At 25.9% G+C, this 12,780-nt stretch carries 11 protein-coding genes; 1 reads left to right on the top strand and 10 read right to left on the bottom strand.

Annotated features, from left to right (window positions below):
* Positions 1–9: 9 nt before the first annotated feature.
* Positions 10–1,026 carry an Mrp/NBP35 family ATP-binding protein gene (locus H0H78_RS01260; RefSeq protein ID WP_185851205.1) on the bottom strand — a complete coding sequence of 339 codons (1,017 nt, stop codon included), beginning with the start codon at positions 1,024–1,026 and terminating at the stop codon, positions 10–12.
* Between the two features lie 58 nt (positions 1,027–1,084).
* On the opposite strand from H0H78_RS01260, the gene H0H78_RS01255 reads away from it, so the two are divergent.
* Complete coding sequence (locus H0H78_RS01255) at positions 1,085–1,738, top strand: 4'-phosphopantetheinyl transferase family protein (RefSeq protein WP_185851204.1); 654 nt, start codon at positions 1,085–1,087, stop codon at positions 1,736–1,738.
* Here H0H78_RS01255 and hisS read toward each other — a convergent pair.
* Genes hisS through mraY form a run of 9 tightly spaced genes read right to left on the bottom strand, consistent with a single transcriptional unit; the run spans position 1,735 to position 12,776 of the window.
* Positions 1,735–3,129, bottom strand: coding sequence for a histidine--tRNA ligase (gene hisS / locus H0H78_RS01250; protein WP_185851203.1), 1,395 nt, complete (start codon positions 3,127–3,129; stop codon positions 1,735–1,737). The two genes, H0H78_RS01255 and hisS, sit on opposite strands and share 4 nt — an antisense overlap.
* 16 nt (positions 3,130–3,145) lie before the next feature.
* On the bottom strand, positions 3,146–4,468 hold the full coding sequence (gene ftsZ, locus H0H78_RS01245; RefSeq protein ID WP_185851202.1) for a cell division protein FtsZ: 1,323 nt from the start codon (positions 4,466–4,468) through the stop codon (positions 3,146–3,148).
* Positions 4,469–4,474: 6 nt separating this feature from the next.
* Positions 4,475–5,827, bottom strand: a complete 1,353-nt coding sequence (gene ftsA / locus H0H78_RS01240) for a cell division protein FtsA (RefSeq protein ID WP_185851201.1) — start codon at positions 5,825–5,827, stop codon at positions 4,475–4,477.
* A 4-nt stretch (positions 5,828–5,831) separates the two neighbouring features.
* Positions 5,832–6,560, bottom strand: coding sequence for a cell division protein FtsQ/DivIB (locus tag H0H78_RS01235; protein ID WP_185851200.1), 729 nt, complete (start codon positions 6,558–6,560; stop codon positions 5,832–5,834).
* The gene (locus tag H0H78_RS01230; protein ID WP_185851199.1) at positions 6,557–7,939 is read right to left on the bottom strand and encodes a UDP-N-acetylmuramate--L-alanine ligase; all 1,383 of its coding nucleotides are present in this window, start codon (positions 7,937–7,939) and stop codon (positions 6,557–6,559) included. Before H0H78_RS01230 ends, H0H78_RS01235 begins: the two co-directional genes overlap by 4 nt.
* A gap of 21 nt (positions 7,940–7,960) precedes the next feature.
* Positions 7,961–9,064: an undecaprenyldiphospho-muramoylpentapeptide beta-N-acetylglucosaminyltransferase gene (murG, locus tag H0H78_RS01225; protein WP_185851198.1), complete on the bottom strand. Its 1,104-nt coding sequence runs from the start codon at positions 9,062–9,064 to the stop codon at positions 7,961–7,963.
* A complete protein-coding gene (locus tag H0H78_RS01220; RefSeq protein WP_185851197.1) occupies positions 9,057–10,235 on the bottom strand; it encodes an FtsW/RodA/SpoVE family cell cycle protein in 1,179 nt (392 codons plus the stop codon). The genes murG and H0H78_RS01220 overlap by 8 nt, the downstream gene beginning before the upstream one ends.
* Positions 10,213–11,589: a UDP-N-acetylmuramoyl-L-alanine--D-glutamate ligase gene (gene murD, locus H0H78_RS01215; protein WP_185851265.1), complete on the bottom strand. Its 1,377-nt coding sequence runs from the start codon at positions 11,587–11,589 to the stop codon at positions 10,213–10,215. The genes H0H78_RS01220 and murD overlap by 23 nt, the downstream gene beginning before the upstream one ends.
* Positions 11,590–11,594: 5 nt before the next feature.
* Positions 11,595–12,776 (bottom strand): phospho-N-acetylmuramoyl-pentapeptide-transferase, encoded by a 1,182-nt coding sequence (gene mraY, locus H0H78_RS01210; protein ID WP_185851196.1) that lies wholly within the window; start codon positions 12,774–12,776, stop codon positions 11,595–11,597.
* Positions 12,777–12,780: the final 4 nt, after the last annotated feature.

The raw sequence follows: 12,780 nt of genomic DNA, 5'->3' as shown, positions 1-12,780 counted from the left end.
TATTTTTTATTATAAATTATTCATTATATTATTCGTTATTTTTACAAAAATTTTTCTGATTGTACGGTTTTTTAAAACAATAGGAATTCCTAAATCGGAAGATTCCCGTATTTCTTGTATTAAAGGAATCTCTCCAAGGAAATCAATATTCATTCTCTTGGAAAATTTTTTCACTCCATCTTTACCAAACAAATAGAATTTTTCTTTTTTTTTGACAAAAAAAGACATATTTTCTATAATTCCAAGTATTGGAACTAAGACTGATTTCAGACGTAACATTCCCACAGACCTATGAACATCTGATAAAGAAATTTTTTGGGGAGTGCTTACCAAGACTATTCCTTTTAATGAAAATTCTTGCAAAATGGATAAATGGATATCACCAGTTCCTGGTGGAAGATCTATAATTAAAAAATCTAAAATACCCCAATCTGTTTCATTGATTAATTGTCTTAATGCTTTAGTAGCCATTGGTCCTCTCCAAGCAATAGCTTGTCCAGATTTGGAGAAAAAACCTATAGATAGAATCTTTACTCCATAACTAGTGATAGGTTTCATTACATAAGTTCCATTTTTATGATGAATAATGGAAGATTGAACTTTATCTTCTATTATGTTAAACATTAAAGGAATAGAAGGCCCATAAATATCGGCGTCAAACAAACCTACACGATATCCCATATTTACTAAAGAAACGGAGATATTAGTAGATATAGTAGACTTTCCTACTCCTCCTTTTCCTGAAGCAACGGCTATTATATTTCTTATTTCTTCTTTTTTACTCTTTCCAACAAGAGTATCTAATGTTGTTTTTATTCGTATTTTTTTATTAACATTTTGTTCTATGATTATTTTAGATATATCTCTTTCTAATTTTTTCTTTGCATGCATAGTTGGATTTGATAAGCTTATGTGTATTATTATTTCATCTTCTAAAAGATCTATATTCTTAACCATTCCAGATTGAATAATATTTTTATTATCAATAAAAACATTTTCTAATGCTTTTTTTATCTTTTGTATCATATAGAAAAAATAGGCTATTGATTTTTTTTATTTTCACAATAGTACAAAAAAAATAAATATGTTAATTTTTAATCAATTTTGTCATTTTCATACGAAAATTATAGTTTTTAAATGGGATAATTCAAATGTTATATTTTTGGATCCCTTTATTCTTCTTTCCAAAAAAGAAAGGAGAATTTTTTTCTCTTTATCAGAAAAACGTAAAACAGAATTTTTAGGAGTACGTTATGCGCTAAGATATATGGGAATAAATAAAAATATTTTCTATAATAAAAAGAGAAAACCTTTTCTTTTTCCTAGAGAAAGGTTTAATATTTCTTTTAGTCATTCGTTTGAAAAAATAGCGATAGCTATTAGTTATTATCATATAGGTATAGATATAGAGAAATTACGAAAAGATAAAAAAATCATAAAAATAAAGGAAAGATTTCTTAGAGAAGATGAATCTTTTTTTGTAGATAGAAAAAATGAAATAGATTATCTTCATATTATATGGGGGATAAAAGAAAGTTTATATAAATTAGAAGGAGGTCTTTCATCAAGTTTTATAGATAATTATAAAGTTTCTCCATTTGTCTTAACAAAAGAAGATTCTTGTAGGATTATATCCTGTTGGATTATAAAAAAAAACTATAGTAAGAGATTTTCTGCTTTTTACAGAAAAATAGATGATCATTATTTAGTTTATATTATAGACAAAGAAGATAATTAAGAAACAAAACTCAGTAATTGATGAGCAATTTCATAGATGTTATTATATTCTATTTCTATTCCTTCTTTTATATTTTTTACTCGTATTTTATTGTTTTCTATTTCGTTTTTTCCTATACTAATAACAAATGGTATATTGTTTTTGTTAGCATATCTAAACTGTTTATTTATTTTTACAGCATCAGGATATAATTGAGTGGATATTCCTTTTTTTCTCAAAAAATTAATCATATTATACGCATATAAAACTTCTTCATTTCCAAAATTAATAAACAATACTCTTGAAGATATTTCAGAAAAATTTTTTTTGAATAAATTTTCTTTTTCCATAACTAAATATATTCTATCTAAACCAAAAGAAACTCCTATACCAGAAATATTTTTCATTCCAAAACAACTAGCTAGTTGATCATATCTTCCTCCTCCTCCAATAGAATTTTTTGAAAAATCATTGTAACCAATGCGTGGTAATATTTCAAATATTGTTCCTGTATAATAATTCAGTCCTCTAGCTAAAGTAATATTCCATTCTAATTTTATCTGTTTTAAAGAAAAATTTTTTATTTGATGAAAAATGAAATTAAGATCTTTTAATCCATTTTTTCCTTTTTTTGAATATTGAAAAGCAGTGTTTATATATTTTTTTTTCTCTACAAAATCACCTTTTATATCTAAATACATTTCTATTTTTTCAAAAGATTTTAAGGATATACCTTTTTGTAACATTTCTTTTTTTACTACATGTTTTCCTTTTTTGTCCCATTTATCTAAAGATGTCGTAAAATTTTTCCATAAGTCATTTTCTATCCCTGAAATCTCTGCCAAACCTCCTAAAATATCCCTATGATTAATATTTATAATTATTGGTAAATTTAGTTTTGTAAATATTTTTTCACAAAGTTGAATAAATTCAATTTCTGTCCATAGAGATAAGGAAGATGATCCAATAATATCTGCGTCACATTGATAAAATTCTCTAAACCTTCCTTTCTGTGGTTTTTCTGCACGCCATACTGGTTGTATTTGATATTTTTTAAAAGGAAAAGAAATTTCATTTCTATGCATAGCTACATAACGAACAAAGGGAACTGTTAAATCATATCTAAGAGCTTTATTATATATCTTATTCATTAATAATGATCTAATAATAAAACTAGTATCTTTTTCTTTTTTTAAAGAAATACCTGAATGAAGAATCTTGAACATTAAGTGTTCTCCTTCTTTTCCATATTTACCTAACAGAGTGGAAATATTTTCAAAAGAAGGAGTTTCTATTGGAAAAAAACCAAATAATTCAAATTCTTTTTGAATAATTTGAATTAAATAATTTCTTTTATTGATTTCTGTAGTTGAAAAATCTCTGGTTCCCTTTGGAATACTAAAACGTTCCATACTTTTTTATGATCCTTTAAAAATCATGAATATTATCATTTTCCTTCTTATTATCCTTTATATTTCTTTTATCTTTATGAATAATAGGAAGATCAAAATCCTCTTCTAACATGTATCTTTTTTCAACTGAAGAATTAGATGTATGATTTATACTTTTATGCAATAAATTTTTCTTTTTATTGAAAGAAAAGTTCTTTTTATTAGTAATTTTTGATTCATTTGATGAAAAAGGATCCATTCTTTTTTTTTTAGAATATGAATGAATCCTTTCTATTTTTGATAACCTATAAGGTTCTTCTAACCTATGAAATATTTTTTTTTCTTCATGATTAATAACTCTTTGAATTTCAGTAGGAAATCCTGTTGCTACTATAGTAACTGAAATGCTTTCTTCTAATCCTTCATCTTCTCCTAATCCCATAATAATATTAGCATTATTTCCGGCTTCCGATTGTATATAATCGCTGATGACTCCTATTTCATCTATAGTAATTTCAATTTTTCCTGAAACAATAAGCAGAAGAACATTTTTTGCTCCCGTTATTTTATTATCATTAAGCAATGGAGAATCTAAAGCTTGAACTACAGCTTCTTTTGCTCTGTTTTCCCCAACAGAAACAGCAGAACCCATTACAGCCGTTCCACTTTCTTTCAGAACAGTTCTTGTATCTCTTAAATCAATATTTTGTTTATAATGGTGAGTAATAACTTCTGCTATTCCTTTAGCTGCAGTAGTAAGAACTTCATCTGCTTTTGAAAAGCCTGCTTTAAATCCAAGATTTCCATATAACTCTCTTAATTTATCATTGTTAATAACAATGAGTGAATCCACATTTTTCCTCAAAGATTCTATTCCTTTTTGAGCTTGTTGTAACCTCATTTTTCCTTCAAAATGAAAAGGAATGGTTACTATTCCTACAGTTAAAATTCCTTTTTCTTTAGAAATACCTGCGATAATTGGAGCGGCTCCTGTTCCTGTTCCTCCACCCATACCAGCTGTAATAAAAGCCATTTTTGTATTAGAATCTAATATACTTTTAATTTCTTCTAAACTTTCTAAAGCTGCTTTTTCTCCTATTTCTGGATCTGCTCCAGCACCTAATCCTTCTGTAATGGAAGCTCCTAATTGAATTTTTATTGGAACTGGATTGTTATTTAATGCTTGTGCATCTGTATTACAAACTATAAAATCTACACCAGTGATTCCTTGTTCAAACATATGACTTAAAGCGTTGCTCCCCCCTCCTCCTACACCAATAACTTTTATAGCTGCTGAACGATTTTTAGATATTCCAAATGGAATGTTTTCTTTTTTTTGTATAAAATTTGCTTTTTTCATTGTTTTTTATTCTGTATCATTCAGTATTTTACGGAATTTATCTGCCCATATTTCAAAAAAAGATTTAGATTTTCTTTTTTTATTTTTTGTTAAAAACATATCTTCGTTTTTATTGAATTTAGGATCCCTATCATTGATTTTTTTAGATAAAAAATCATAAGAATGATTCATATCTTTTTTTGGACAAACATATTTTTCTTTATCTTCTAGCCCTTTTATAACTAGACCTATAGATGTCGCATATTCTGGATTACTGATCATTCCGTTTTCTCCACCTGAAATATGTTCATTAGAATAACCTATACGGACGTCCATTCCAGTAATATATTCCGTCAAATGACGAATATGTTTTAATTGAGAACCTCCACCTGTCATCACTATTCCTGCTATAAGTCGTTTTTTTTGTTCCTCATTTCCATAATTTTTGATTTCTATATTTACTTGCTCTAAAATTTCAAACACCCTGGTATGAATGATCTTAGAAAGACGTTTTAATGAAATCTCTTTAGGTTCACGACCTCTTAATCCTGGAATACAAACAATTTCTGTTTCTTTATTTTCTCCGGGCCATGCAGATCCAAATTTTATTTTTAATAATTCTGCTTGTCTTTCTATAATTAAACAATCCGTTTTTATATTTTCTGTTATCATATTTCCTCCAAAGGGAATAACAGCTGTATGACGAATAATGTTATCTTTAAATATGGCAATATCTGTAGTTCCACCACCTATATCTACTAAAGCAACTCCTGCTTCTCTTTCTTCCATATTCAATACCGCTTCTGCAGAAGCTAAAGGTTCCAAACTCATTCCAGATAAATTTAACCCTGCAGCTTTTACACATCTACCAATGTTTCTAATAGAAGAAATTTGTCCTACAACTACATGAAAATTAGCTTCTAAACGACATCCATACATGCCTATAGGTTCTTTTATCTCAGCTTGGCTATCTACCTTATATTCTTGTGGAAGAACATGTATAATTTCTTCTCCAGGAAGCATAATTAATTTATGAACTTGGTCTATTAATCTTTGTATATCTGATTTATTTATAACATTTTCAAAATCTAATCTAGTTATGTTATCATTATGTTGTAGGCTTCTAATATGCTGTCCTGCAATTCCGACAATAACTTCTTTAATTTTTAATCCAGAACTATTTTCAGCTTCAGACACAGCTTCCCTTATAGCATCTATAGTTTGAGTTATATTATTTACGACACCTCTATGAACGCCTATACTTTTAGATCTTCCTATACCTAAAATTTCTATTTTATTATATTCATTTTTCCTTCCTACCATAGCTACAATCTTTGTGGTCCCCACGTCAAGACCTATAGCTATATCTTGATATTCCATAAATTTATCTTTTTTTCGCAACTACTTGGTCCTTATATTGTAAATCAATACTTTCATATTTTTTTATATCTATTACATTGAGATACTGCGTATAAAAAGCCTTTAATTTATTCAATTTACTTTTAAAATTTTTGATATTTCCTAATATAATACGATGATTTCCTACTTTTGGTATTAGTAAAAACAAGTCAGAAACGGTTTTTTTAATACTAATTATTTGCTCTTTTAAAATTTCATCAGAATTTATAATTTGAACCAAATTAGATAGATATTTTCTTTCTTCTTTTGAAAAATATCCTGTTGCCAAAATAACATTTGAGGAGTAGAGAGAAGAAAGCTCTAAATTTTCCCCTTCATTAGTAAGATAGTATTCATCTTTTCCATTTTTTATTCTTAAAATAGGTTTTTTTGTCCAAATTTTAATATGTAGAGTCCCATCTACACTAAGAAAAACTTCAGATTTTTTTATAAAAGGGTAATTATTTAATTTTTTTTCCATGTTTAATATACATAATTGACCGATTTTTTTTTTAAAATTTTCTATTTTATACCTAGGAAATAGAATTTTTTTAATAGTTTTTTCATTTATAAAACCATCATTAGATGATGAGTTTACTATGATAACATTAACTTTTTCTAAAGTTCTATTTTGATGTGTTTTTTTAGAAAAAAAAAACAAGAATATCATAAAAATCATATATATAATAAGAATATAGGATATTTTTTTTTTCATTCATCCATATTTTCTAACCATTTTTTAATAGGTATAATTAACGTATCAATATTTCCTGCTCCTATTGTAAGTAAAATGTCAAAATTTTTTTTCTTTATTTTTTCTAAAACTTTTGATAAAGTAGATACCTCTTTGTTTTTATAATTCATTTTAATTATATCTAATAATTTATTAGAAGTAACTCCACACATAGGAAATTCTCTAGCTGGATAAATATCTAACAAAATTAAACAATCTAGTTTTTCTAAACTTTTAGCAAAATCTTTTTCAAAAAATTTAGTTCTACTAAATAAATGAGGTTGAAAAATTCCCAATATTTTCTTACATGGAAAAGATTTTCTAATAGTTACAATTAGTTCATTTATTTCTGTAGGATGATGAGCATAATCATCTATATATATTTTTTTCATAGATTGAAAATGAATGGTATATCTTCTGTAAATTCCCTTAAATAAAAATAGAGCTTTTCTAACCTCTTCACTACTTATTTTCAAATAATCAGATATAGACAATGCCGCCGTTATATTTTTTAAATTATGAAATCCTGGAATAGGCAATGGAAGAGATTTCCATGTTTCTTTTGGGGTATGAAAATCAAAAAACCATTTATTTCCTTTCATATAAACAAGATTAGAATAATAATTTCCTCCTATTTTTCCTACTGAATAAGAAATAATAGAATTTTTATTCGTAAAAATTTCTTTTTTATTAATATTAATAAATAATTTTTTATGCGGATTTTTTATTTGTTTAGAAAAATTTATATATGCCTTTATCAAAGTATTCTTTTCCGGATAAGTATCCACATGATCTTGATCTAAAGATGTAATACATGCTATATTCGGAGATAAATATAAAAAAGATTGGTCAAATTCATCAGCCTCTACTAAAAAGAGTTCTTTACCATTCAAAATAAGATTAGATTTATAATTTTCAGAAATACCACCTAAAAAAGCAGTAATCTTTTTTCCAGTATTATACAAGATATGCCCTAATAATATACAAGTCGTTGTTTTTCCATGAGTTCCTCCTATAGCTATACAAATTTTATTTTTTGTAATTAAAGCTAATACTTGAGATCTTTTTTTTATATTCTTTCCATATTTTTTTAAAAAATTCCATTGTTTATGGTTATCTGGAATTGCTGGAGTATAAACGATTAAACATTTTTCGGAATGGATCCATTTAGGTAAAATGTTTATATGATCATGATAATTTATTAAAATTCCATTTTTTTCTAATTTCCTTGTTAAAATAGTTCGATTCTTATCATAACCAGAAACTGTTTTTCCAAGATAATGAAAATATAGGGCTAATGAGCTCATCCCCATCCCTCCTATTCCTATAAAATAACAAAATCTCATTTCATTTAGATTCATACATATACATATATATAAATGTTAAATAATCTGTAATATCTCGTTTATAATATCTTTTGTTGCATTAGGTTTTCCTAATCGTAGATTATTTGTACTAATTATTTTTTTTCTTTTAGAATCATTAAGCAATTGTATAGTAGTATCTACTAATTTATTTTCTATTTCATCATTTTTAATGATCAATGCTGCTTTTTTTTCTTTCATTATTTTAGCATTTTTATTTTGGTGGTCATCAGATGACCAAGGATAAGGTATCAATATGCAAGGTTTTCCTATTAAACATATTTCAGATATAGTTAAAGCACCTGCTCTAGATACAATAATGTCTGCAGCCGCATAACATACAGATATATTTTCAATATAATTCATCAAAACAAAATTTTTATGATGAGAAATCATATTTTTTCTCAATTCATGAATATCTTTTTTTCCTACCTGCCAAATCAATTGAATATCCAGATGAATTAGTTTTTTTAATCCTTTCATCCATGTTTGATTAATTTTATTAGATCCTTGACTTCCTCCTAAAGATAAAATAATAGGTTTATGAATATTTAAACCTAAATGATTACATGCTTTATCTTTACTAGGAAAATTTTCTAAAATTACAGATCTAACAGGATTTCCCGTTATTACAGTTTTCTCTTTTGGAAAATATTTATTTGCTTCTTCATAAGAAATACATATTTTTTTAGCATAACGAGAAAATATTCTATTTGTACATCCAGGAAAAGAATTTTGTTCTTGAAGTAAAATAGGTATTTTTCTTCTTCCTGCAACATATAAAGTTGGAAAGCTAACATATCCACCAGTTCCAATTACTAAATCAGGAGAGAATTTATCCAAAATTTTCTTTACCAAAAAGTAGCTGTATATTAATTCCATAGTTAAAATAAAAAATCTCATGGAAAAAAATTTATTTTTTCCACCTGAAATATAAATACTCTCAATTTTATATCCTAACTTAGGTATTTCTTGCATTTCCATGTGATTTTTAGATCCGATAAATAAAATATTGACTTTTGGAATTTTTTTTTTCAGTTCATCTGCTATAGCTAAGCCTGTATAAATATGACCACCAGTTCCACCACTTCCAATAATTATTCTAGGCGAAATCTTATTCATGATGAATTTGTTTTTCTTTATTAGGATAATTATAGATCATTCTACTAACACTCAGTATAATTCCAAAACTAAAAAATGTAATCCACATAGAGGTTCCACCAGCACTAATAAGAGGTAAAGGTTGGCCTGTAATAGGAAATAAACCTACAGAAATTCCCATATTAATGAGTGCTTGATTAATAATAGGGATACCTAAAGAAAGAACCAATAAAGAACAAAAATAGTTTTGTATTTTAGTGGAGATAATCATGACTCTAAAAAAGATTAGAAGATAAACAAATAACAGAATAATACCTCCAAACAAACCGTATTCTTCTATAATAATAGCATAAATAAAATCTGAAGAAGATTGTGGAAGAAAAGCTTTTAAAACACTTTTTCCAGGTCCACGTCCAAATTTATTACCTAAAATAATAGCTGTTTTAGATTGTTTCATCTGATAACTTTCTTCAGTATCATGATACATAAAATTTTCTATACGATTTTTCCATGTATAAACTCTGTTCATTGGATTTTTATCTCCCAATTTTATAACATAGTAAACATATACTCCTGCAGCTAAAAAACCCATGAATAATATTTCTATAATACCTATAAATGAATATCCACCTATGAAAAGTATGATAAGAACTGAAAAAAAAAGAATAACTGCAGTAGAACCGTTAGATGGAAATATCAGTCCTATAATAAAGAATATCGGAATAATTAAAGTAAAAAAAGAATTAGAAAAGTTCTTTTTTTCTTTTCTTCTTTTAGCTAAAAATCTAGCACAATAAATAAAAAGAACAAACCCAGCAAGGTTAGAAGTTTGAAAAGATATATTAATAATAGGAACATGTAACCAACGAGAAGCGTTTACTCCATCTAATTCTTTTCCTTGAATAATTGTAAATATCAACAAAATTAAGACAATAGGAATCGAAAATATAGAGATTCTATAAATGTATTTATAATCTATAAACTGAGTGAAAAAAAGAATGCAAAAACCAACCATCAAAAAAATTGTATGTTTAAATAAATAACTAAATACTGTGTTAGACCCTCCATACGTACTAACTAAATTAGTACTTGCAGAGTATACAGGTAAAAAAGAAAATATAGCTAATAACGTAATGAAAGCCCATAAATATTTATCTCCTTTGATATATTTAGATATATCTATTTTTTTCATAAAAAAGTTTTATTACTTCTTGTTTAAATTTAAGACCTCTTTCTTTATAATCTTGAAAAAGATCTAAACTGGAACATGCAGGAGATAAAAGTATATTATCTCCATAATTAGATAATATATAAGCCATACGAACCGCTTCTTGAATGCTTTCCGTTTTCAAAATAATATTTATAATTTTTTGAAAAAAAAATATAAATTTCTCATTTTTTTTTCCTAAAAAAATGATAGATTTGACTTTTTTTTTCACCATAGGAACAAGTTCTCTATAATCATTTCCTTTATCTTTTCCACCTGCAATCCATATGATAGGTGATTTAACACTTTTTAATGCATAAAAAACGGAATTTACATTAGTAGCTTTAGAATCATTAATAAATTGTACACCATTAATATTTAAAACTTTCTCCATTCTATGTTCTAAAGTTTTGAATTCTAAGACAGAACGTTGAATGGTATATTTTTTTACATATAAAAGACAGGATATCAAAATTGAGGCGATAATATTATATAGATTATGATCTCCTTTTAAAGGAATTTTTTTTATATTCATAATCATTTTTTCTTTTTTTCCTTTTTCTCTAAAAAAAATAATATCATCCATAATATATGCCCCTACATTTAACTTTTTACGAATAGAAAATGGAAAACATTTGGATAATATTATATGATTTTTCAATCCTTTTCTGATAAGATGACTATCATAATTATAGATGAAAATATCTTCTTTTCTTTGATGAGTAGCAATTTTGAATTTAGATGATATATAGTTTTCTATATCATTATTATATCTATCCAAATGATCTCTTGTTATATTTAATAATACAGCAATATTTGAACGGAAATTCGAAGAATCATCTAATTGAAAACTGCTTACTTCTAATACATAAATATCTTTCTTTTTTATAGCTTTTCGTGAAAAACTACTACCAATATTTCCTGCAAGACCTACATGTAAACCTTCTTCTTTGAGAATTTTGTAAACAATAGAACTTGTTGTTGTTTTCCCATTACTTCCTGTTATGCTAATAATATAGGAATCCTTTAGATATTTTTTTCCAAATTCTAATTCAGAAATCATAGGTATTTTAAATAAATTAATTTTATTTATCAGTTTTTTTTTTCTAGATATTCCAGGACTTTTTATGATTAAAGACGCTTTTTTATAGATTACACTTTCTGTATGCCCTTTTTCTTCAAAATAAATTCCATTATCTAATAAAACTCTTTTATATTTTTTTAAAATTGATCCAGAATCAGAAACAAATACATTTAACCCATTTTTTTTAGCTAATAAAGCAGCCCCAACTCCACTTTCTCCACCCCCTAATACAATAATTAATTTTTTTTTATTCATGATGATTACATAATTAATAGAATCAAGACGATGATAGATAGTATCATTTGTATAATGAAAAAACGACACACTATTTTATTCTCATGATATCCTAATTTTTGGAAATGATGATGTAAAGGTGTCATTAGAAAAATTCTTTTTCCTATTCCATATTTTTTTTTAGAAAATTTAAAATATAAAACCTGTATTATAACAGAAAAATTTTCTAAAAAAAAAATTCCACATAAAATTGGTAAAAATAATTCTATTCTAGTTAAAATGGATAAAACAGAAATTATTCCACCAATAGTTAAACTACCTGTATCTCCCATAAATATTTGAGCTGGATAGATATTATACCAAAGAAAACCTATTAATGAACCCAAAAAAGAAAAAGAAAATATTATAACCTCTTCTATATGAGGTATATATATCAAATGAAAATAATAAGAGTAAAATTTATTGCTGGAGATAAAAATAACTAAAGACAAAGTGGATAAAATAATATAAGAAACTCCACCTGTTAGACCATCAAGTCCATCAGTTAAGTTAGCTCCATTTGATAAAAATGTAACAATAAAAACGACGATAGGAATAAAGATCATCCATGCATATTTTTTCCATTTTTTATGACAAAAACTTAAAATATAGGAATAATCAAATTTTTTTTCAAAAAAAGGAAAATTCGTTTTGAAACGATGTTCTTCCAAAAATAAATTTTTGTTGTTTATAAGAAATTGGTTTCTAGAAATGGGAGTAATACTCTTATTAAAAGACATTATAATTCCGATAAAAAATCCTAACATTATTTGACCAAATATTTTACATGTAGCATTTAATCCATATTTATTATTATGTTTTATTTTTAGATAATCGTCTAAAAAACCGAGAAAACCTATCCATAATGTAGTAACTATCATAATAATTACATATATATTGTTTAAATCTGAAAAAAAAATTGTAGGAATTAAAGTCGAAATTATTATAATAACTCCTCCCATTGTAGGAGTTCCTTCTTTTTCTTTTTGTCCAGTAAGTCCTAAATACCGTATTCCTTCCCCTATATTTTTTTTCTTTTGATTCCAAAAAATCATTTTTTTGTTGAAGACTAAGGCTATAAACAGAGATAAAATAAAAACTATTACAGCTCTAAAAGATAGAGGAAGAGTAAAAAAAGGAACATAGTACATTCTTCTTAAAAAGAACATGGAA

Source organism: Blattabacterium cuenoti, assembly GCF_014251235.1.
Classification (GTDB): Bacteria; Bacteroidota; Bacteroidia; order Flavobacteriales; family Blattabacteriaceae; genus Blattabacterium; species Blattabacterium cuenoti_AF.
Note: the sequence above shows the minus strand (reverse complement) of the source record. Positions and strands in the feature narration are given on the sequence as shown.